This is a genomic window from Guptibacillus algicola, from assembly GCF_020171805.1.
Taxonomy (GTDB): domain Bacteria; phylum Bacillota; class Bacilli; order Bacillales; family Guptibacillaceae; genus Guptibacillus; species Guptibacillus algicola.
This window is the reverse complement of record NZ_JAIVAF010000001.1, coordinates 1,394,285-1,416,233: the sequence shown is the minus strand read 5'-3', so window position 1 is coordinate 1,416,233 and position 21,949 is coordinate 1,394,285. Positions and strand designations below refer to the sequence as shown.

General features: G+C 35.5%; 23 protein-coding genes. 12 read left to right on the top strand and 11 right to left on the bottom strand.

The window, feature by feature from the left end; all coding sequences use genetic code 11:
* Positions 1-57 precede the first annotated feature (57 nt).
* From LCM09_RS07210 to LCM09_RS07165, 10 genes are all read right to left on the bottom strand, one after another.
* Positions 58-768: an ABC transporter permease gene (locus tag LCM09_RS07210; RefSeq protein WP_224879990.1), complete on the bottom strand. Its 711-nt coding sequence runs from the start codon at positions 766-768 to the stop codon at positions 58-60.
* A complete protein-coding gene (locus LCM09_RS07205) occupies positions 765-1,613 on the bottom strand; it encodes an ABC transporter ATP-binding protein (RefSeq protein WP_224880139.1) in 849 nt (282 codons plus the stop codon). Before LCM09_RS07205 ends, LCM09_RS07210 begins: the two co-directional genes overlap by 4 nt.
* A 144-nt stretch (positions 1,614-1,757) precedes the next feature.
* Entirely contained in the window at positions 1,758-2,777 is a 1,020-nt protein-coding gene (locus LCM09_RS07200) for a LytTR family transcriptional regulator DNA-binding domain-containing protein (protein WP_224879987.1), read from the bottom strand.
* Positions 2,778-3,170: 393 nt separating this feature from the next.
* Positions 3,171-4,172, bottom strand: coding sequence for a hypothetical protein (locus LCM09_RS07195; RefSeq protein ID WP_224879985.1), 1,002 nt, complete (start codon positions 4,170-4,172; stop codon positions 3,171-3,173).
* Positions 4,169-5,116, bottom strand: a complete 948-nt coding sequence (locus LCM09_RS07190; RefSeq protein WP_224879983.1) for an ABC transporter permease subunit — start codon at positions 5,114-5,116, stop codon at positions 4,169-4,171. Before LCM09_RS07190 ends, LCM09_RS07195 begins: the two co-directional genes overlap by 4 nt.
* A 12-nt stretch (positions 5,117-5,128) precedes the next feature.
* Positions 5,129-5,680 carry a peroxiredoxin family protein gene (locus LCM09_RS07185; protein WP_224879981.1) on the bottom strand — a complete coding sequence of 184 codons (552 nt, stop codon included), beginning with the start codon at positions 5,678-5,680 and terminating at the stop codon, positions 5,129-5,131.
* Between the two features lie 14 nt (positions 5,681-5,694).
* Complete coding sequence (locus LCM09_RS07180; protein ID WP_224879978.1) at positions 5,695-6,261, bottom strand: MauE/DoxX family redox-associated membrane protein; 567 nt, start codon at positions 6,259-6,261, stop codon at positions 5,695-5,697.
* 14 nt (positions 6,262-6,275) lie between these two features.
* Positions 6,276-8,063 carry an ABC transporter ATP-binding protein gene (locus LCM09_RS07175; protein WP_224879976.1) on the bottom strand — a complete coding sequence of 596 codons (1,788 nt, stop codon included), beginning with the start codon at positions 8,061-8,063 and terminating at the stop codon, positions 6,276-6,278.
* A gap of 62 nt (positions 8,064-8,125) precedes the next feature.
* The gene (locus LCM09_RS07170; RefSeq protein ID WP_224879974.1) at positions 8,126-8,302 is read right to left on the bottom strand and encodes a hypothetical protein; all 177 of its coding nucleotides are present in this window, start codon (positions 8,300-8,302) and stop codon (positions 8,126-8,128) included.
* Positions 8,292-8,807 (bottom strand): hypothetical protein, encoded by a 516-nt coding sequence (locus tag LCM09_RS07165; protein WP_224879972.1) that lies wholly within the window; start codon positions 8,805-8,807, stop codon positions 8,292-8,294. The genes LCM09_RS07170 and LCM09_RS07165 overlap by 11 nt, the downstream gene beginning before the upstream one ends.
* Positions 8,808-10,027: 1,220 nt before the next feature.
* Between LCM09_RS07165 and LCM09_RS07160 the strand changes: the two genes are divergently transcribed.
* The gene (locus LCM09_RS07160; protein ID WP_224879970.1) at positions 10,028-10,180 is read left to right on the top strand and encodes a hypothetical protein; all 153 of its coding nucleotides are present in this window, start codon (positions 10,028-10,030) and stop codon (positions 10,178-10,180) included.
* 385 nt (positions 10,181-10,565) lie between these two features.
* Here the strand turns inward: LCM09_RS07160 and LCM09_RS07155 are convergent, their stop codons facing one another.
* Positions 10,566-11,471, bottom strand: coding sequence for an LCP family glycopolymer transferase (locus LCM09_RS07155; RefSeq protein WP_224879968.1), 906 nt, complete (start codon positions 11,469-11,471; stop codon positions 10,566-10,568).
* Between the two features lie 253 nt (positions 11,472-11,724).
* Here LCM09_RS07155 and LCM09_RS07150 point away from each other — a divergent pair, with 253 nt between their 5' ends.
* From LCM09_RS07150 to rfbC, 11 genes are all read left to right on the top strand, one after another.
* Complete coding sequence (locus LCM09_RS07150; RefSeq protein WP_224879966.1) at positions 11,725-12,492, top strand: tyrosine-protein phosphatase; 768 nt, start codon at positions 11,725-11,727, stop codon at positions 12,490-12,492.
* Positions 12,493-12,737: 245 nt separating this feature from the next.
* Positions 12,738-13,478: a YveK family protein gene (locus tag LCM09_RS07145; protein WP_224879964.1), complete on the top strand. Its 741-nt coding sequence runs from the start codon at positions 12,738-12,740 to the stop codon at positions 13,476-13,478.
* Positions 13,468-14,166, top strand: a complete 699-nt coding sequence (locus LCM09_RS07140) for a CpsD/CapB family tyrosine-protein kinase (protein WP_224879961.1) — start codon at positions 13,468-13,470, stop codon at positions 14,164-14,166. The genes LCM09_RS07145 and LCM09_RS07140 overlap by 11 nt, the downstream gene beginning before the upstream one ends.
* Before the next feature lie 33 nt (positions 14,167-14,199).
* Complete coding sequence (locus LCM09_RS07135; RefSeq protein WP_224879960.1) at positions 14,200-14,871, top strand: sugar transferase; 672 nt, start codon at positions 14,200-14,202, stop codon at positions 14,869-14,871.
* Positions 14,872-15,789 (top strand): glycosyltransferase family 2 protein, encoded by a 918-nt coding sequence (locus LCM09_RS07130; RefSeq protein WP_224879958.1) that lies wholly within the window; start codon positions 14,872-14,874, stop codon positions 15,787-15,789.
* 17 nt (positions 15,790-15,806) lie between these two features.
* Positions 15,807-16,805: a glycosyltransferase family 2 protein gene (locus LCM09_RS07125; RefSeq protein WP_224879956.1), complete on the top strand. Its 999-nt coding sequence runs from the start codon at positions 15,807-15,809 to the stop codon at positions 16,803-16,805.
* 27 nt (positions 16,806-16,832) lie between these two features.
* On the top strand, positions 16,833-17,726 hold the full coding sequence (locus LCM09_RS07120; RefSeq protein ID WP_224879954.1) for a glycosyltransferase family 2 protein: 894 nt from the start codon (positions 16,833-16,835) through the stop codon (positions 17,724-17,726).
* Positions 17,727-17,751: 25 nt separating this feature from the next.
* Positions 17,752-19,140, top strand: coding sequence for an O-antigen polymerase (locus LCM09_RS07115; RefSeq protein ID WP_224879952.1), 1,389 nt, complete (start codon positions 17,752-17,754; stop codon positions 19,138-19,140).
* Entirely contained in the window at positions 19,124-20,488 is a 1,365-nt protein-coding gene (locus LCM09_RS07110; RefSeq protein ID WP_224879950.1) for an oligosaccharide flippase family protein, read from the top strand. Before LCM09_RS07115 ends, LCM09_RS07110 begins: the two co-directional genes overlap by 17 nt.
* On the top strand, positions 20,485-21,390 hold the full coding sequence (gene rfbA, locus LCM09_RS07105) for a glucose-1-phosphate thymidylyltransferase RfbA (RefSeq protein WP_224879948.1): 906 nt from the start codon (positions 20,485-20,487) through the stop codon (positions 21,388-21,390). Before LCM09_RS07110 ends, rfbA begins: the two co-directional genes overlap by 4 nt.
* On the top strand, positions 21,387-21,947 hold the full coding sequence (gene rfbC / locus LCM09_RS07100) for a dTDP-4-dehydrorhamnose 3,5-epimerase (protein ID WP_224879946.1): 561 nt from the start codon (positions 21,387-21,389) through the stop codon (positions 21,945-21,947). Before rfbA ends, rfbC begins: the two co-directional genes overlap by 4 nt.
* The last annotated feature ends 2 nt before the right edge of the window (positions 21,948-21,949 follow it).

Genomic DNA, 21,949 nt, shown 5'->3' with positions numbered 1-21,949 from the left:
AATAAATTGTTAAGAGCGTGGGTCAGGCACGTGCCTGACCCCCGCTCTTAATAATTTCTAATCATCCAATGCTCTTTTTTTATACATTAAAACCACGCATACTCCGCTAACAACCGCCCATCCTGCGATAACGAATAACGGTAGCCAAAGATCTGTCATACCTACACCATTTTCCACTTTGTTCGCTAACTCGATAAGCTGCACGTTCGGCATATATTCAATGAAGGCTAGCATCGCATATTTGTCCGCGAATGATTGCAGGACCGACCCAAATCCGAAAATAAACATCACCGGCAGCACGATGACCGATGCTTCCATCACAGACTTTGATAGCAACCCCACAAACGTACCTAGTGCGATATAAAACACAGTGGAAAGAAGGATAGCAATTCCTACTACAACTAGATTCGAAGGCTCATACCCAGTAATGAACGAACAAACAACGATCGTCGCAATCGTAAAAAGGAACGTTAGCGCGCTTTTACCACCCAGAATCTCTAATAGTGTTGCAGGGGAAAGCATGAGTCCTCTTAACGTATTTTTCTCCTTCTCTTCAGCAATTAAGGCACTCTGGATAAAGACGGCTACTGCAGCGAACGTGAGGTTGATCACGGTGTAGTGTGCTTCGATCGATATAAGATTAGATGTACCGTAGAAAACGGCTAATATGAGCGGTAAGAGTGCAGTCGTGATGACGAATAAATTTTTTGTTAAATCTTTTACATCTTTTTGGAAGATCGCATACGCGCGTTTCATCGAAAAAGTCATACCAATTCCCTCCCTGTTACGTTGATGAAGATGTCTCCTAATGTCGGTTCGTTTGAATAGATCGAGGCGACCTGGCTGCTCGACATATACTGATGCATTTGTTCAGCATCTTCCGGTCCATTCTTCATAACAACTTTTCTTCCATCGTTTAACTCCACCGTAATCGTTGAATCTGAAAACTGTCTTTTTATCTTCTTCGGTTCATCAAGTAACTGAATCTTCCCTTCATGAAGGAACGCGACTCGATCGCAAAGCAACTCAGCTTCGCTCATGTCGTGCGTCGTCAAAAAGATCGTTGTCCCTTCGTTATTCAGCTCACGCAAGCCACGGTAAATATGTCGGGAGTTAGCGGGATCTAGTGCTGAGGTCGGCTCATCTAAGAAAAGAAGGTCCGGCTTATGCAAAAGGGCTCTCGCAAGAAGAACGCGTTGCAGCATTCCTTTAGATAGCTGAGAAACGACCTTCTTCTTCTCATCTTGTAAGTTTACGATTTCTAACACGTCAGTGATACGAGCATGTGTAACCCCATAGAGCTCGCAGTACAACTTAAGGTTGTCGTAGATCGATAGTCGATTATACATTCCGCTATTATCTGTTAGAATTCCGATTCTACGATGTGCACCTTCCTTTGTTAATCGATGAGAGGGGACTCCGAAAACGGTTGCCTCACCATCGGTAGGTGAAAGTTGATCTGTCAAAATTTTTATCGTCGTCGTTTTTCCAGAACCACTTGGTCCGAGAAAACCAAAGATTTCTTTTTTTCTTACTGAAAAATCCACTCCATCCAATGCCACCTGATTACCGAATGCTTTCATCAATGAACGTACTTCAATGATATTTTCCAACATGAACCCTCCTCGTTGTTTGTAACCTAAGATTATCCGAACAACGATTAGGAGGCACTAAAATACCGTTAAATGGAGGCTGAAAAGGTCGAATGGAGCATGAATAACCGTGAATGGCGTCCATATCTAGACGAGTGGAGCACGTTAAATGCCGATGATTTCTTTCAGGGTAGCCATTTTATTCTTAGACAAAGGGAGTTCTGATGAATCTTCAAGAATGAGTCCATATGCATTTCTTGTCCAGGTAATGACCTCTGTTACTTTTTGTAAGTTAACGAGATACGATCTGTGACATCGAAAGTAACCATATGAAGCTAGTTTTTCTTCATATTCGGTTAGGGTAAAATATCCCTGGAACCCTTCGCCCCTCACATGGATGGTAACGTCGCCTCCGGAGCTTTCGATATAATCGATTTCGTTAGGGTCAAACAATAGAATCTTCTTCTCAACTTTGGCAGGAATTTTATTGAATGTGAAAGATGGTGAAAGAGGTTCGTTTGATTCGTCTTCTTCATCCTCTAAATCCGCAAAGGTAGGCTGTTCACTTTCGATTTGTAACGCGTGCAGGCCTTTCCCATTCAACCGATAAGCTGTATCTGCAAGTGTTATCGCACTTTCGATATTTCCAGTGAGAATCAATACGCTCTTCTGCTGCTCTTGTATGTGCTTCAAGATTTTCAGAAACACTCTTTTCGTTTCCATGTCGACACTTTGATCAGGTTCTTCAAAAACAAACAACAAAGGATCTTGAAAAATGATTCTAGCAAATTGAATCCTTCTTACTTCTGAATAAGAGAGCTTCTTCACTTTCTCATTCTTCTTATCTTCGAGCTGGACAAGGTGGAGCACTTCATCAACAGTCTGATTCGATCCAAATAACCCGTTATAAAATTTTAAGTTATCAAGCACACTTAGTCGCTCATAAACGCCACCCTTTAAGAATGAAACGCCTATGTTTAAGTTGGGCTTTGTAATATCCTTTCCCTCTAAGCGAATCGTTCCTTGGAAAATAGGGACTCTACCAGTTAAGACATTAAGTAATTCGTTGATTACATTCACGGCTGAATGAAGCGAAACAGTCTGTCCCTTTTCGATAACCAAATCAAACTTCGGAAAGATAACCTCATTTTTTATCTGCTTTTCAAGATTCTTGATTGTTAACACCTTTAAAACTCCCTTTATAGAGTAGGATGATCCCTACTTAAATAAGTGCATCGTAGATTGTACAACCCTTATTTTATTTTAATTTAGTAACTATTTCATTAGTTTACATAAATAGTAATTAAAATCTATTGTAAGACATGTGCCTGGCACTGTTTTTAATTATTATTCTAACGATGAATCTAATAAAAGTTGAAAAACACAAAGAAACATTCCATAATATTCAAATAGGAGTCACCCGTTGGGAGGTTAACCATGTTTGGTTTCGAGTACGTACCAGATTGGTTTTTCTGGTTTGCGCTGGTTGTGTTAACAGGATATATTCTTTTAAGCGAATGGTATATAAATAAATGATATGAGAGATGGGGTCAGGCACGTGCCTGACCCCATCTCTCATCAATTCCGTAATTCAAAACTCTCCGCGTTCACTGTATAGCTTACATTTGGAGCTTTTGTCTTCTTCCGTTTCCTCTTATACGTTGGGCCCGACTTCAGACCATAGACAATTCCATTAATCGCAAGAATCGTCAGCGCAAATGCCGTCACTGGGGCGAGGATCATCCAGGGGAATGAGTTTACATACTGAAAGTTCTGCGCAATCAAACCCGCCCATTCGTTCGACATGGTAAAGGCTGCGGTGGTCGCTTCACCAGTGGTAATGTCATATTCAAGGACTCTAACATCTGTGCCTCCGATGAATACCCTCAATAACCCAAGATGAGCAAAGACGATCAGTACTTGTCCCACTTGTTGGATGAAGATAATCAGTAGCTTCGGGTTCAAGAATGGGGCCATATGAGCTTTGAAAATATGAAAGTGACTACCACCCATTACTTTCGCGCTATCAATGAACTCCTTCTGCGCAATGAGATCGAGTTCTTTTTGTACATAAAGCGATAGCACAGGAACACTGATGAGCATCAGAACCAGCATTGGGAAAATAATTTTCGTTGGTGTGCTATAACTCCAGCTGAACGTCATTACTACTGGGGCAATCAACACATACGTGAAAATCGTAACCGGTGCATAGTGAAATGTATCAGCAAGACCCGCGAGAAATTTACGAAAAGATGCTGGCAATAGAAACAGTAAATAGCCTCCTATGAAAGAAAGAACCATTCTTCCTAGCGCTACAATAATCGAAAGCCCAATCGTAAACTTCGCTCCTTCAAGAAGTTTCAACATAAAGTTGTTTCCATCAATATCACTTCCTAGTGGAAACGTGGCTGAAGGTGGGAACGGTGCTAATGCAACAACATCACCGTTGCCATCATAGAGCATTTTCTCAGGTTGGGGAGGTTCTACGAGGGCACTATATAGGAAACTTCCAACGAGAAGTAATAAGATAAACAAGGCGCCTGCTATTACCATCGGTTTTCTCAAGAGCTTCTTCATCATGAATCACCCATCACATTAAAGGATTTATTTAATAACCATTGCATAATCGTGAAAAAGAGAAACGATGGAAGAAATATCATAAACAGTCCCATCGTAACGATTTCGTTATTAAGGACACCGTGCTCAAAGATGAACGTCATAAATCCGCTGATATCGAAGATGACTTCAAGCATCAATAGATTCGCTAACGCAAAAAGGAAGATTCCCTTGAAGTGGTTAAAAAGCGTGAAAATCGAGTTTCTGAAAATATGTATGAGTAAGATCCGACTGCGATTCAATCCTTTTCCTCTAGCCAGTTCAACGTACAGAAGCTTCTCTTCATCTTCAAAAGAAAGAAGTAAATACTTATAGATGTAGAGGGCAGGTAGGAGAGAGAGGACGAGCACTGGCAAAAGTATTGCTTGTTCTCCAAACCCACTTGTGATGTTGAATAATAGAATTTCTGTCTTCTTATAGATCCAAATGATGGCGATCTGAGTAATAAGAATGATGAAAATATCAGGTAATGATTCCATAATGAATAAAAAAGCTTTTGGGATGCCCCTTTTGTTACTAGGTAACAACATCGTCAGAATGGTAAGGAGAATTGCGAATACAAGAGCTACGAATAGAGAGACGACCAAGTACTGCATCGATTGGATATAAGCTTCCCAAAACTTTGGGAAAAGCGGCCATTGCCCCCCACTCGCATAATACTGCGTTGCATTTCCAGAAAAAATGATTCCGATCGTATCGATAATGTTAGCAAAGTACGCATCAACGTTCGTAACAATGTTATCTGAAAGAAAGAGCGTGTTATTCAGCTCATTTCGCTCGATCATTTTGAGTACTTCGAGCTGTGACTTCATATTGAAAAGAAGATAGGGAAGTGAACCGATGAGGAAGATCCCTATCGAAGTGAGTAAAAATTGTAGTGCTGTTTTAGTGAAAAATGAACGTGCCATGAAGAACCCCCTCTACTGTGCGATTGAGCCAGCCTTTCTCTGTGGAACTATGCGTAGTACATTGTCGAGCTCATTCATGTCTCCGCTAGCTGCGACTTTACCATCCGGATCAATGATGAAGATGGTTGGAACTTTTTTTATGTAATACATTTCAAAAATCTCTGGTGCAACGATATAAGAAGTATTAGCGATAGAAGGGCAAGATTCCTTCTCTAATTTTTCCTGAGTAACGATAAGTAGATTCGTCTCGTATTGTTCTGCAAGATGTGGAACATTGTTCAGTAATGTGGAGCAGGTAGGGCATGTAGCACTGCTGAAAATCATAATTGTATGTTTTCCGTTTAAATCATTCATAGAAATCGGTTGGTTATGTTGATCCTTCGATCGAAAGAGAGGTGCTTGCTCACCGTTTTGTAATGCTTTTTCCTCAACGGTGCTGCCATTACTTCTAAATCGATTAAGAAAATGAGTAACCTGTCTCAGAAAATAAAGTAGAACAGCGAATTGGAGAAAGAGGAAAATCCACAATCCAATATGAGACAATAGCTCCCAGTTCGCATTCATTTCTTTTTCCCCCTTTACGCTAGCAATCGTTTAAAGTGACTTCTCAATGTAACTAGTTCGCGCCCAATAATGAAGCTAATAAGAGCTACGGTTATTCCACAAAAAGCAATGAAGAAATACGCTGGATAAACGTCTTGGATAGGCTCACCACGTATAACAGCATCAACAGTTCCGATCTCCGTATGACCTATGAGAAGGAGGGAAGCAACCGCCATAATGGCAAGATTTCGAAAGACGAGCTTCCATGATAGAAGGTTTTCGCCAACGATTCCGCCACATCCGCATGAGAGGTCCGTTCTTCCACGTTTGAGGTTAATCACGATTGCGAGCGTATAACCCCCCAACAACAAGATGGAAAGGAAGATACTGAACTGATAAAATAATCCAACTAGAATACACGAGCCAATTAGAAACTCAGCTGCGACATTCAGTTTTCCAACTGCTTTAACAAGCTCAGGTTTGATAATTTCATAGTTTCTAATACTTTCCTCATGACCGTACATGTCCTTAAGCTTTGTATAAGCAGATGTTAATAGGATCAATGCGAGTCCTATCCGTAAGAAAAGATACAATAGTTCCATGCTAACCCCTCCGATCATGCATACCACTGCGCTTGGCTCGTGAACATGTCATAATATTCATTGCCAAGAGCAAGTAATTCTTCGTGGCTACCGACTTCAACTAATCTTCCTTCTTTCATTACGATGATCCGATCAGCGAGACGCGCAGCTGCCATTCGGTGTGAAATATAGATTGTCGTTTTATCTTCTGTTATCTGCTTGAACTGGTTGAAGATTTTCAGTTCCGTCAATGGATCAAGAGATGCTGTCGGCTCATCTAGAATAATGATGTTTGCCTTACTAAAGAGTGCACGTGATAGGGCGAGCTTTTGCCATTGGCCTCCTGATAAGTCTTCTCCATCGCCGAGAAGTTTTCCTAATCTCGTCTCGAACCCATCAGGGAATTTTTGAATGGTGTCATAGATTCCAGATTGCTTCGCTACTTTTCTCATCAATAAATCATCATCGAGATGATCGAGGTCACCTAAGGTAATATTGTCTCTCACTGAAAAAGGAAGCTGCATAAAATCTTGGAAGATTCCAGTCATGCTCTGCTTCAAGGTGGAAGGATCGTACTGGTTGATGTTGATCCCATCCACGATAATTTCACCAGTGCTAACGGGGTATAATCCTAGAAGACATTTAACGAGAGTTGTCTTACCAGAGCCGTTGTCTCCGACGATCGCAATCTTCTCGCCAGGAGAAATCGCAAAATCAACATTATCGAGCACCATTTTTTCACTGTCAGGATACCAAAAGCTAACATTCTTGATAGAAATGCCTTTTTGAAGTTTCGATGGAAAAGGATATGTACATTCAATATGAGATAACGTGTACCGTTCATCTTTGAAATCTAGGAATTCAAATAAATCTTCTATATAGAGATTTTCTTCATATATTCTTGCAAGGTTGGATGCAATCATGTTTAAGGAAGATTGAGAGCCTTTGATCGCTTGCCCAATCGATACAAACTCTCCGATTCCTAAAGAGCGACTTCTTAACAGCCAGATGACGACTGCAGCAGAAAGACTGTACAAGACTGCAGTAAAGAAATCTAATATGATCTGAACCTTTTTTTCCTTTTTTAACAAGGCGAGTATTTCGTGATTGTTCTCTAAGAACAAGCGTCCCCATTTCGTAATAAAGCGCTGACCGAGGTTAAAGAGTCGGATCTCCTTAGCCGATTGACGATCATGCAAGAGGTTATTTAAGAAATTGGCTTCTCGCGCTTTTCGAGTTTGAAACTTTAGTAAGAAAAACTTCTCGTTTCCGAAACGAGTTTGTATCAGTAAAATCGGGATCGCTGCGATCGAACTTAAGATCATGAGTCCCCAATGAAATGACAATAAAAAGGATAGATAAGTAATTAAGCTAATGGAATACTGGCCGAGATCAAGCACGTTTTTCACAGGTGACATAAGCTTGTTTCCATAGTTGCCACTTATTCGTTCCTGGTGATTATAAAACTCAGGTATTTCAAAATAGCTGAGTGGTACGGATGCTGCCTTTTCTGAAACGAGCTTTCCCACGCTGTAGTCTAGTTTGATTTCGATTTGCTCATCGAAGATCTCGGATATATGCCTAAGTGTGGCACCAAGGCCAACAATGAGAAGTTCAAGGCTCAGAAAGATAAAAGCACGTTCATAATCAGGGTTAGTCGAACTGATGATTGAAGCAACAGCATTGACAAGCTCTTTCGTCACCCACAATGCAGCTAATGGTAGTAATCCAGTAATCAACCTGATGATGATTGAAGCTAGAAACCACAGTGGACTGATTTTCCATACGAAAGCGAAGCTTTTCTGTAAGTACGTTATATTCATCGCATTACCGCCAAATAAGATTTTAGACCAGGAACGAATTCCTGGTCTATGTAGTGACTAGATTAGCAAGTGCAAGAATGATGGATCGTCTTACACGTTTTCCCAGTTACGCTATCATAGTAAGAGGTTTGCCAAGAACGATCACCATCAAGGTTACAAACAGCGCCACAATAAGTGCGCTTTGTTTTTGAATCACAAGGGTAACCATTTGGCTTCACACCTAGAAGCTTATTCAACATATCTTTCACCCCCTTTCAATTTCTCATAATGTAGAAAGAGTGCTCGATTCCAACCAGACTCTTCAAGAACAATGCCCTTATCATCTACTAATAACAATGTAGGATATTGGTGAATATTTAACTCTACTAATGTTTCTTCTTCAATTTCGGTTAAAGTAACAGCTTCTTCATATTGTTTATACTTTGATTTTGCCCCAGCCTCTTTTTCATCATCTACAACTCCAACAATAATAGGTAGCTGCGTCGTTTTGTTTTCTATAAGAAGCTCCTCTATTTCTGATGCACAATAATTACATCGTTCACTTGCAATGAGAACAATGGAATGCGAAGCATCGAAAGTATCCACCAATTTATGTTGTATACTTTCCCCAACCATAGGGTGAGTCATAATGATACCGATCTGTTCTTCAGCTGGTAGTAATTCAAGCTCTTTGTTGAACTGTTTTTGGTAGATATATAAGACGAATAATAGAGTGAGCCAAACCGTCGGTAAAAGGATCGCCACGATCGTATCTCCTTCGAGAATGTTTTGTGCCTGCCTAGGTTCGATTGTAAAAGAATAAGAGTTGAAATGGTGTAAAGCTTGTGGGGTCTCTATATTCGATGGTGTGTACTCAATCTTATGTTTTCTACGGTCTTCATTTAAAAATATAACTGGAGGAATATTAAGTGATTGGGGAAATACGGACTACGAAAGAGGTGGTATCAAGGGAGGAAAAGGGGAAAATTTGTGACTATATTCTTATCTAGGAAGTGGGTATAAAGTATTGTGTTGAGTTGGTGCTAATCCCTCCTTGTCAATTGGATTTGTAAATGGTAGGTTGATGGACGCCTAATGTGGTGGGTTTGATAGGTGAAAAAGCCGAATTGTTTTTACTACTTCACCAACATTTAAAGTAGTTACTCATAAACAGTGAAGGAAAATAATTATTTCCAAATAATTATATATACCTATTTTTTATTACAAGGTTAAAAAATTTGGGTTCCTTTCCGATAAAAAGAGTGAGGTGGGAAATGATCAAAATCTGACACAACTCACAGATTATTGTGAGTTTTAACACCATATTTAGGAATATTATGGTATAAAAGATAAATTTTTCACATATTTAGCTACACATTTATACATAATATGCTAAAATATAACTTGTGAATAAAACGACCTTATAATGAACCCACTTATAATCACAAATTATTTCGAAAAAGAGGGATGTAATGAACGGTACTTGGATGACTCCGGAAGAGATCGCATGGAAAAAGAAACGTAACAAACACATAGGATATGCTTTAATACCCGTTTTTTCAATTATTGTAGGCGCTCTCATTAGTATTTTAGCAAGCTAAAAAAGACCATCTGATTACATTCAGATGGTCTTTTTATATATTTTGTACTTTTAACTAACTACTTTTATCATAATTTTTGCCCAACCGGCTAGTGAGATCCAGAGTGGAATACTTAGTGAAATGCCCCATACCATACCCTTAGCGAAGTTTCCTTCTTCGTAGCTCTGCATTTCTTCATCTCCTTTTAAGGTAGACCATCAAAAATTCTCTTTTAATTAGTATACCCGTTAGAAACTTTTTTATACTTTATAGAAATCGCCTTTAGTAATTAATATGCGACTGTCACCACAGATGGTAAAATTACGAAACTTATCATTATTAGAATGTTAGAGTTTCATAATTTCGGGTATACCATCTAAAAAGCATAGGAAGGCAGTGAGGACTGTGAGTAATCAGAGTAACCAAATTAAATGGGATGAAATTGAACAGTTTGTAAAGACAGTCGAGTCGGAAAAACAAAACCAGGGATCCGTTAAACCATATATCGAAGAAATTAAGAGTATACTCTTAAAAAGTTATCAATCTACTACGCAATGAATAACTAATAGGAAGCTATAACCTTTACACAAAAAACAAAAAAGGATAGCAGCGCTACCCTTTTTCTTCTCTCTATTCTATTTCCAAATCATCACAAGAATCTTAGCCCACCCAATCAAAGAGACCCATAGAGGAATACTTAACGAAATGCCCCAAACCATTCCTTTACCCAGGCTGCCAGTTTCGTATCTTTCCATATCCTCATCCCCTTCAATGAAATGCCTTTCATTTGAAGCAGGGTAACTCTTCTTATATTATACATGTATACGCTTACAAATGGTGTCGAAAAGTGCTTATTATTTTAGGGATATATAGCAAAAACCCTGTTAACTTATAGAAAATACAAAAAAGAAAGCTGACATGAGTTTATGTCAGCTTTTCTTTATTAACTAATATCAAGATGATCCTTCAATTTTTGAGTGATTATCTGTCTTTCCTGTTCAGGAACAATATAATACCAGAGGTTATCAATCATTCTTCCATGACCACTAATCTCAAATGTATTCATATTCTTCCGTGCACTACGATAGTTTTGAAAGATATTGTTCATTTCTTCGAATGTCATATTTGTTTTTACATTACTACCAACAGCATCGAGTAGGCTACCAATCTTATTGATGCTACCTACACTAGCACCCTCATCAATAATCGCCTTAATGACTTCACGCTGACGGTCGTTACGTCCAAGATCCCCTTTGGGATCATCATAACGCATACGTGAAAAAGCAAGAGCTTCCTGTGCATTCAGTTCCAGCTCTCCCTTAGGAAAGCTATATCCTTCATAGTCGAACGAAAGAGGGTTATCCACTGTTACACCACCGAGTGTAGAAACCACATCTTTAAATGCTTCCATATTTACTTTGAAGTAATAATCGATTGGTACATCAAGGAAGTTTTCCACAGTGTCCATAGTCATTTCAACGCCACCATAGGCATAAGCGTGATTCATTTTCTCAATCGTTCCACGACCTACAATTTCAGTTCTAGTATCACGGGGGAGGTTGAACATATACATTGATTCATCGTTAGGGTTTAATGTAATCATAATCATTGTATCTGAACGTCCCTGATCGTTACCGCGCTCATCTACCCCAACAAGAAGAATCGAAATGGGATCTTTTTCGGTCATATTCACATTTTCAGAGCGCATAGATGATGTCTCACGGTTAATTGGCTCATGCATTGAACTCGCGGTATCCTTTACCGAAGAATATAAGTAGTAAGCATACCCTCCAACAGATAGTAGGATAATTCCCAGAACAATACCTGTAATGAGTAAGAATTTTTTCATAGTTACATTCCAGCTTTCTATTAGTTAATAAAGAATGATAAGTGCAAAATACTAACCTATATTATACGTCCATGAAAAAGCCAAAGTAAATACCTTCCAAAAATAAAAAAGGATATACAAGGCAAACATTTATGGTAAAATCAAACAGTTGCTTGTAAGACACGCACTGAAAATTTCAAGAAAACTTCAAAAAAGACGATAGAGAAGTATGCTACTCTATTAATAAATGAAAATTTTGAAAGGAGAGAAGAATATGATTGATATTCACTCCCACATTTTACCTGGAATCGATGATGGTGCAAAAACGATAGATGATAGTCTTGCAATGGCTCGACAAGCTTATGACCAGGGTATCACAAAGATTGTGGCTAGCCCACATCATCGAAATGGTACGTTTGTAAACGAAAAAGCTATCATATTGAAGGAAGTAGAATTATTGAATGAAAGACTTCAACAAGAAGGTATCGGTATCGAGATATTGCCTGGACAGGAGAATAGGATTTACGGAGAATTAGTTGAGGATATAAAGGGTGACGATTTATTAACTGTAAATGAAACTGGTAATTACATATTGATTGAATTTCCGTCTAGTCATCTACCACGCTATGCAAATAAACTCCTCTTTGATCTTCAAGTAAATGGAATTATACCAATAATTGTCCACCCTGAACGAAATCGAGAAATTATGGAGAACCCTGATAAGCTTTATAAGCTAATACAAGAAGGAGCACTTAGTCAACTGACTGGATCAAGTGTTACAGGTAAAATGGGGAAGAAAATTCAAAAGTTTTCTATGGATTTAATTTATCATAACCTTGCTCATTTTGTGGCTTCCGATGCTCATAATATCACGAATAGGCCTTTTGACTTAGGTGATTCATTTGAAGCGGTAGAACGAGAATTCGACATATCTACTAGATATATGCTTCAAGAAAATGCTGAAGATATGATTCGAGGGAAAATGGTATCAAAAGAACTACCGGAAGTTATTAAGAAAAAGAAGTTTCTTGGAATATTTTAAGATGAAATTACAAATTAAAGGTAACGTAAAACTTTCGACAAAAAAACATAGATGTTAACTATGTAAACACTTTCATCGACTGAATTCGACAAATTAATCCGTGCCTTTCTTACTATTACTATTTTCATGGGGGTGAATCTGGAAAATCTGTCTAAAATTCATTGTGATTCTATGTTATAGTGAAATCTGAACTGGAAAATGTTACTCAATTAAGAAAAATATTTATATTTTGCTGGAGGCATCTAATGGAAGAAACATTTAGCTTGAAGGAAATATTCGAAGTTTTGAAAAAGCGACTCTCTCTTATTCTACTTATAACGTTGGTTGCTACAGCGACTAGTGGCATCGTATCTTACTTTCTACTAACCCCGATATACCAAGCGTCTACTCAAATTCTAGTAAACCAAAAAGAAAGTTCTGAGAATGGTTTCGATTACAATCAGGTGAAAACAAATGTTGAACTAATCAATACATATAGTGTCATCATAAAAAGTCCAACTATCCTAGATGAGGTTACAGATAAGGTTGATTTAAATATATCAACGAGTGACTTAAATGAAAAAATCACAGTAAGTAACGAACAGAATTCACAAGTAGTTTCTATTGAGGTTAAAGATGCTGATCCAGCAGTAGCTGTAAAAATTGCAAATACCACAGCCAAAGTCTTTGAAAATAAAATTAGTAACATCATGAATGTTGATAATGTAAGTGTTCTTTCGGAAGCTAATTTTGAAGGAACACCAAATCCAGTTGATCCTAAGCCTATTTTAAATATGGTGATTGCACTTGTGGTAGGACTAATGGTTGGTGTTGGTCTTGCATTTTTACTGGACTACCTTGACAACACGATAAAAGATGAAAATGACATTGAAAAGTTGCTTGGACTGCCAGTACTTGGAACAATTGCAATTATTGAGGATAAAGAAGTAGGTTCATTAAAGCGCAATGCAAAAAAATCAGTAAGGGGGGAAACGGTTGAGTCGTAAAAATAGAAAGTCTATACACGTGGATAAAGAAAGAAGTCTCTTAACGCATCAGAATCCTAAGTCACCTATTGCAGAGCAATATCGAACAATCAGAACAAACATCCAGTTCGCTTCTGTAGAAGAAGAGGTTCGAACGATCATGGTTACTTCTTCAGGACCGATGGAAGGGAAATCAACAACGATTGCTAACTTGGGGGTAGTTCTTGCTCAACAAGGAAAAAGCGTCTTAATTGTGGACGCTGATTTGCGTAAGCCAACTGTTCATTACACATTCAGAACAATGAATACAAGAGGGATTACAAATATCCTCACTCGTCAGGCTGATTTAGTCGACGTTATACAGGAGACAGAAGTCCCTAATCTTAACGTTTTAACAAGTGGTCCTGTTCCACCCAATCCATCAGAGCTTCTTGGTTCAAAAGGGATGGATATTCTTATTGATGAAGCACTTCGACACTATGATGTTATACTATTCGACTGCCCGCCAGTTCTTGCAGTGGCCGATGCACAGATTGTTGCGAATAAAGTCAAGGGTTCGGTTTTAGTAGTTAGTAGTGGGACAACTGATAAGGAAGCTGCAGTGAAGGCGAAGGATAGACTTGCAAGTGTTAATAGTAAGCTGCTTGGAGTAATTTTGAACAGAAAGAAGATGACCGAAGGTAGCTATTATTATTATTCACAAAGTTAATTAAGAGAAAAGACTACGAGAGGGGAAGTTGCGATGGAATCACCAAAAGCTGATTCAAGAATATTGCTAAGAGAAAATGTGGCTTCTAAAAAAATATATTTAATAACTAAAAGATTAATAGATATTGTTGGTGCACTTTCGGGTTTGATATTAATACTACCAGTATTCCTTATTATTAGTTCTTTATATTTATTTGGTGATAATAAGGGGCCAGTTTTCTTTAAACAAAAAAGGATAGGTAAGAACAAAAAGGAGTTTTATATATATAAATTTCGTTCTATGATAGTAAATGCTGAAGAAAAACTGAAAAGCGATGATGAGTTATATAAGAAATATATTGCAAATAATTACAAGTTAGAACAACATGAAGACCCCAGAGTTACAAAATTGGGTAGGTTTCTAAGGTCTACTAGTCTAGATGAATTGCCACAGTTAATAAATGTCCTTCTTGGAAGTATGAGTTTGGTTGGTCCACGTCCAGTCGTTAAGCAAGAATTAATAGAGTACAAGAGTCAAACAACTGAATTTTTATCAGTTAAGCCTGGAGTAACAGGATATTGGCAAGTAAGTGGAAGAAGTGAAGTGATGTACCCTGAGAGAGTCGACTTAGAGCTTTATTATGTACATAACCAATCCCTCGTATTTGATCTTAAAATAATGGTTAAGACAATTTCTATGGTCTTATTGAGAAAGGGAGCATACTAATTGAGGGAAACACTAATTTCAGTATTAATACCAACTTATAATGCCGAAAAATATATTGTGAGACTACTAGATAAGTTGTATTCTCAAAAATTATCACATTTTCAAAGCTTAGAAATTATTGTTGTGGATTCTTCATCTACTGATAAAACTCTATCTATTATAAAGGAAATGTATCCAGAAGTTATTATTGAGGTTATAAAAAATAATAATTTTGACCACGGTGGCACTAGAAATATGCTAGCTGGATTAGCTAATGGAGATTACCTATTATATATGACACAAGATGCAATCCCTTATGATGCTTTTCTTATATGTAATTTATATAAAGAGTTGGATGAGAAAACCCTCATTTCCTACGCAAGACAGATACCAAAAGAAGATGCAGGAATATTAGAGGTATTTGCAAGAGGGTTTAATTATCCGGATAAAAAAATATATAAAAACAAAGAAAGTATCAGAGAAATTGGAATTAAGACTTTTTTTAACTCAAATGTATGCAGTATGTATAAAAGAACTTGTTTTGAACAATTTGAAGGTTTTCCAGAGAAAATCATTCTAAATGAAGACATGATAATGGCTTCTAAAGTTATTTTAAGTGGGTATAACGTTTGTTATAGTAACGAGGCCAAAGTCTACCATTCACATAATTATACTTATAAGCAACAATTTAAGAGGTATTTTGATATAGGTATGGCGTTTGAAGAAACAGATTATTTATTAGAATATGCATCAAATGAAAAAGAAGGTTTAAGAATGATTATAGAACAATTGAAGTTCTTAATTGCTAAGAAATATGTTCTAGTCATTCCCAAAGCATTAATTGAAGTACTTGTTAAGTTTATCGGATACAAGATCGGAAAAAAAAGTGAATTTCTGTCCCCTAGGTTAGTGCGCAAATTTTCAGCATATATGAAATAAGAAACAGGGTGAATTTTATGGGAGAAATACATATTAGTTTTGTAATAATTAATTGGAATAGTGCACATTTTTTAGAGTCTTGTATTCCTAGCCTCATTAATCAGAATGGACTTAATGTGGAAATAATATTAATTGATAATAATTCTACAGATAATACAAAAGAAATAATAAAAGATCTTCCTAAACAAGTGAAAATCGTATTAAATAACAAGAATACTGGATATAGTGGAGCAGCAAATCAAGGGATAAATATGAGTCGGGGTATGTATGTGTCTATTATTAACCCAGATGTCATACTTGATGAAAATTATTCTTTAAACATTATTAATGAGTTGGAATCGAACCCACTTTTAGGTGGTGCTACAGGTAAGTTGATTAAATATGACTTTAATGAAATGCAGTCACTGAGTGTTATTGACACAACTGGCATAGAGGCTCATAGAAATCTAAATACTTATGACAGAGGGCAGAATTCCAAAGAACTTAATAAATTTGACTCTAAAAAAAATGTTTTTGGAATCTCTGGTGCTGCTCCAATTTACAGAAAGAAAACTCTAAATGATGTACGAATTGAGAATGAATATTTTGACGAAGATTTTCTTGCTTATAAAGAAGATATTGATCTAAGTTGGAGGATCAGGTCTTATGGATGGGAGTTAGTGTTTGTTCCAGAAGCAATTGCACATCATGGGCGTGCAATAAGTGGGACAGGCAATAACAAAATCAAAGATATTATCGATAATAGAAAAAAACAATCTGATTTCATAAAGTTAATTTCATTGAGGAACCACTATTGCATGTTAGTAAAAAATTTGGATAAATCCCATATTAGAAAACATGGATTGTTAATCCTTACCAGAGAATTTAAAAGGTTGATCTATTATTTATTGTTAGAGTACAAGTCGTTAAAAGGTCTAGTCGAAGCATTTAGATTATTACCTAAAATGTTACATAAAAGGCGAATTATAAATGCGACTAAAAACGAGCGAACTTCAACTGTGTATTTTGTTAAATAAGATAATACTTTTTATGAGGTGAAATTTTTGAAAGTAAATGTATCTATAATCATAGTTAATTGGAATACAAAAGATTTGCTAATACAATGTCTGGATTCCATTTACAAAACTTGTGGTTCTGTAGATTTCGATGTACATGTGGTGGATAATAATTCTGAAGATGGAAGTGTAGGAGCTGTGTTAGAGCAGTACCCAGATGTCATTCTTTATAACCCTAAAAAGAATTTGGGATTTGCTAAAGCAAACAATCATGCTATACGAAATTCAGATTCAAATTTTGTATTCTTACTTAATCCAGACACAATACTATTCGAGCAAACTTTATATAAAATGGTTGAATATATTAATGATAGTAAAAATAAGAATGTTGCAGCAATAGGCTGCAAACTACTTAATACAGATTATAGTACTCAAGCATCTTGTAGAAAGTTTCCTACAGTATTATCATATTCTTTTATCACCTTAAAGTTACACCATGTATTTCCGAATTTTAAGCATTATAAAGAATATTTAATGGATGATTTTGATTATAAACAAGTAAAAAATGTTGATCAAATAATGGGAGCTTGCATGCTAATTAGGCGAGAAGTAATAAGTGAGCTTAATGGGTTTGATGAAAATTTTTGGATTTGGTTTGAAGAAGTTGATCTTTGTAAGAGAATAAAGGAAAAAGGTTGGGATATTCATTTTTATCCTTTTTCAGAAATGATACATTACCAGGGTCAAAGCTTCAATAAACTTCTTACTTTAAACAGACAAAAGATCTTTAATAAAAGTATGATTCAGTATTTTTCAAAACATCATTCTAAAATTGCGGTTAAACTTTTGAAAGCTATTAGCGGGCTTGGTATATTACTTTCATTTTGTATCAATCAGTATAGATACATATTTAAAAGAGATCATAATATCAAGAAAGTATAAAGTCTGTTAATAAAAGAGGTAAATTATGCTAACGTTATTAGGCTTATCATTTATCATAGTGTCCTTATTAGTAAGTAAAAAAATTTACAATACATATTTTTCTCCTTTATCTATATTTACACTTTGTTGGGGAGGAAGCACAGGATTATATGGTTTGAAATTAATAAATTACAATATGTATTCGACTCAATACACACTTTCATTTATAATAACTTGGTTTTTGTTTCTTTTAGGAACTATTTTATCTTATAAACCACTTAAGAAAAATAATAAAATGCCTAACAAAGACAAGCGCAAATTAATGGGTAGGCCCTTTTTTTACGTACTTAGTATAATTAACTTCTTGATAATAGTGTTATACGGAATATTAAATGTCTATGAGTTTGCTAATGGAAATGTTATTACTTATTTTCAAAACTCTGAATTAATAAGAATAGAGTTCTTTAAGCGTAGTATTTATGGAAATACGTTAGTGATTTCGGTCTTAGAAAGTTTGTCTTATATGTGTGTTGGTCTTGCTTTTATATCAGGAACTCTTAGTTCAATGAATAATGGTATTAAAATGAAGATAATTGGTTATTTGCCTTTATTAAGTGCATTTATCTTTAGCACCTATTATTTTGCAAGAACTCCAATATTGTTAGCATTTGGTTTTTTTATTCTCTCTAAACTAATAAGCAATTTGGCACTATATAACAAATTAATACTTTTTAAATTGAATTGGAAGAAAATATTATTAGCAATAATAGGGTTAAATATTTTTAATTACATTGCTTATATACGTGATGATGGTATGAAAAAGACCTTTGAATTAACTAGTAATTTAACTGCATTCCAATTACCTGAAAATTATCTTACAACTACAATCGTTTCCAACTATGTATATCTAACATCTAGTCTTGCGAACTTACAGTCTTATATTGATTCAGGAGTTAAATACAATAGTGCTACATTTGGAGCGGTTACATTTGAGCCAATCTATTCTATGCTTAATAGATTAGGAATAATGGACACCGAATCTACCAGTTTTTCTGGACAATTAATCGTTCAACAAAGCTCCTTATTATATAACCTTTGGGGCGGAGAGATAAATCTTAATACTGCTACTGCATGGGATTCAATAATCTCAGATTTTGGATATACTGGGTTGTTTATTATACATTTATTGATGGGATACATCAGTAATAAATTATTCATAAATATTGTTTATAAAAATAGCATATCAAAGTTATTTCAAATGTATATCCTCGTAATCATATTCTATTTTATTTTATTTAGTGTCTTTGTTAATTCAATATCTGCTTATTTCAAACCCTTTTTCCTGGGACTAGTAATAGTATTTTTTTACGAGTTACTCAATAGATTAAAGGGTAGTAATGGATCGAGTTTAGGAAGTTGTGATCAAAATATTTAAAAATAGTGTTTGGAATATTATTGGCACTTTTGTTGTTTTGCTTAGTGGAGCATTGATTACTTTTGCAGGTCCTAAGGTGTTAAGTATAGAGGAATTCGGGATGTGGCGTACATTTATATTGTATGCCGGGTATGCTGGGGTTCTACATTTTGGTATCGTTGATGGATACTTATTAAATAATGTAGCAAAAACAGATTCAGCTTTAATAAACGCGTCGCGCACTCTCCCCTTTCTGGTTATTCAACAAATTATAGTGGGAATATTAATTATAGGAGCTTCATTTCTATTTAACATTAGCGACAATTATCTTTATTTAATAATATTAATTATCATTTTTTCTGTAATTATAAATATTAGGAGCTTAATAGAGAATTATTTTGTAGTTTTAAAAGATTTTAGACTACTAAACATAGTGAAAATCTTAGAGAAAATAATATTCATTTGTATTATTGTTATTTTCATATACTATGATGAGATTAGTTATATGAGTGCAATAACCATTCATACTTTATCTGCATTTATCGTTTTGTTAATTATGATAGTAATTACGAAAATCCATCTATCTTTTTCAGAGTTTAAAAGTACGAATATCTCAAATATTAAGGTAGGCTATAAATTACTATTTAGTAATTCACTAATAATAATCTTATTCTTTATAGATAGTGTGATAATAAATGTCTATTTCAGTATTAAAGAGTTTGCAATATACTCATTTGCGCTTGCTATTATAATGTTGGTCAACCAAGTTTCTGAGTCTTTATCACAAGTTTTTTTCCCTTATCTATCCACACATTATAAGGGAGAACTCAGAAAGGTGAATTTAATAATAAAAAAAGCGATCTTTGTAATATGGATAGTTATTCTTCAATTTACTTTTCTTCTATATTACATAATAGAGAGAGTTTTTCCAGAGTATTCTTCAAGTAAGTCAATTTTAATCATTTATTTTGTTGGATCTTTATTTTCTCTAATTATTAGGGTTATTCAGAATAACACATTTAAAATTTATTATATGCAAAAACAATTTATTAAAATTGAAATAATAGTGCTGTGTATTATTTGCTTCTTATCAATTATTGGGTTGAGAATTTCTGCCTCAATGATTTCAATATCAATAGTAATACTTTGTTCAAGGTTTATTTGGTATCTATTAAATGAACTAGCAATAAATAAATCATTTAAAAATAATAAAATAATTATATCTGTATTCTTAATATATAGCTTAGTATATATATCAATAACTTTATTAATTGACAGCTATGTTTGGGGCTCATTGATATTTTTTGTCATTTCATTACCAATATATTTTTTGACTTTATTTAAATTAAAAAGGAGGAGTTTTTTATGAAAGGAATTATCTTAGCGGGTGGAAGCGGAACAAGGCTGTACCCATTGACTAGATCCGTTTCAAAACAACTATTACCAATCTATGATAAACCAATGATTTATTATCCATTGTCAGTTTTAATGTTATCTGGAATTAAAGAGGTATTAATTATCTCGACTCCAGAGGATACACCTAGGTTTGAACAGCTACTTGGCACTGGTGAGGAGTTTGGTATAGATATTAGCTATGCTGTTCAAGAATCCCCAGACGGTCTTGCTCAAGCGTTTATTATAGGTGAAGATTTTATTGGTGATGACGATGTCGCACTAATTTTAGGAGATAATATCTTTTATGGTCATGGATTTACGAGTTTATTAGAGAATGCTGCTAATCGTAAAAGAGGAGCAACGGTGTTTGGCTATAATGTCAAAGATCCAGAAAGATTTGGAGTAGTTGGTTTTGATGAAAATGGGAAAGCTACTTCTATTGAAGAAAAGCCTTTGGAACCAAAATCTAATTATGCTGTTACGGGTTTATACTTCTACGATAATCGCGTTGTTGATATTGCCAAAACAATAGAACCATCTGAACGTGGTGAATTAGAAATCACTTCTATCAATGAAGCTTATCTTGAATTAGGTGATCTACACGTTGAATTACTTGGTCGAGGATTCGCTTGGCTAGATACAGGTACACATGAATCATTATTAGAAGCGTCGACTTTTATTGAAACTATTGAAAAAAGGCAAAGTTTAAAAGTCGCTTGCCTAGAAGAAATTTCATACCGTAAAAATTATATAGATAAGATTCAATTACTTAAGCTAGCTGAACCTCTAAAAAAGAATGAATACGGAAAGTATCTTATTGAAGTAGCTAATAAGGTCGACCAAAAAGACATAGATTTGGTAGGTGCATTAGATTGAAATTAATAGAAACGGCTTTAGATGGAGTAGTGATAGTAGAACCTTCTAGTTTTGGTGATAATAGAGGATTCTTTATGGAAAGTTATAATGAGAAAGCCTTTAAAGAAGCAGGAATCAATATTGATTTTATTCAAGATAATCACTCTTTATCGGTCGAACCAGGTGTTCTTAGAGGATTACATTATCAACTAGAAGAAAAGGCGCAATCAAAATTGATTCGTGTGGCAACTGGAGCAATTTATGATGTTGCCGTTGACATTCGTAAAGGATCATCTACTTTTGGTCAGTGGGTAGGTGTGATTTTGAGCGAGTCTAATAAACGTCAATTACTTGTACCTAAAGGATTTGCACACGGGTTTTGTACAATAACTCCAAATACTAATGTCCTTTATAAAGTAGATGAGTACTACTCACCAAATCATGATAGAGGTATTATCTGGAATGATCCTGAGATTGGAATTGATTGGCCTGTCAGTCAACCTATTCTATCTAGTAAAGATGAAAAACATTCAACTTTAAGTAATGCAGAAATAGACTTTAAGTTAGGGAGAGTTTAGTT

Bases quoted from the DNA above. Each gene is read 5' to 3' on its own strand.
- LCM09_RS07210 (WP_224879990.1), bottom strand. From the start codon at position 768: ATGACTTTTTCGATGAAACGCGCGTATGCGATCTTCCAAAAAGATGTA.
- LCM09_RS07195 (WP_224879985.1), bottom strand. From the start codon at position 4,172: ATGATGAAGAAGCTCTTGAGAAAACCGATGGTAATAGCAGGCGCCTTG.
- LCM09_RS07190 (WP_224879983.1), bottom strand. From the start codon at position 5,116: ATGGCACGTTCATTTTTCACTAAAACAGCACTACAATTTTTACTCACT.
- LCM09_RS07185 (WP_224879981.1), bottom strand. From the start codon at position 5,680: ATGAATGCGAACTGGGAGCTATTGTCTCATATTGGATTGTGGATTTTC.
- LCM09_RS07180 (WP_224879978.1), bottom strand. From the start codon at position 6,261: ATGGAACTATTGTATCTTTTCTTACGGATAGGACTCGCATTGATCCTA.
- LCM09_RS07175 (WP_224879976.1), bottom strand. From the start codon at position 8,063: ATGAATATAACGTACTTACAGAAAAGCTTCGCTTTCGTATGGAAAATC.
- LCM09_RS07170 (WP_224879974.1), bottom strand. From the start codon at position 8,302: ATGTTGAATAAGCTTCTAGGTGTGAAGCCAAATGGTTACCCTTGTGAT.
- LCM09_RS07155 (WP_224879968.1), bottom strand. From the start codon at position 11,471: ATGAAAAAATTCTTACTCATTACAGGTATTGTTCTGGGAATTATCCTA.
- LCM09_RS07150 (WP_224879966.1), top strand. From the start codon at position 11,725: ATGATTGATATTCACTCCCACATTTTACCTGGAATCGATGATGGTGCA.
- LCM09_RS07145 (WP_224879964.1), top strand. From the start codon at position 12,738: ATGGAAGAAACATTTAGCTTGAAGGAAATATTCGAAGTTTTGAAAAAG.
- LCM09_RS07135 (WP_224879960.1), top strand. From the start codon at position 14,200: ATGGAATCACCAAAAGCTGATTCAAGAATATTGCTAAGAGAAAATGTG.
- LCM09_RS07125 (WP_224879956.1), top strand. From the start codon at position 15,807: ATGGGAGAAATACATATTAGTTTTGTAATAATTAATTGGAATAGTGCA.
- LCM09_RS07115 (WP_224879952.1), top strand. From the start codon at position 17,752: ATGCTAACGTTATTAGGCTTATCATTTATCATAGTGTCCTTATTAGTA.
- rfbA (WP_224879948.1), top strand. From the start codon at position 20,485: ATGAAAGGAATTATCTTAGCGGGTGGAAGCGGAACAAGGCTGTACCCA.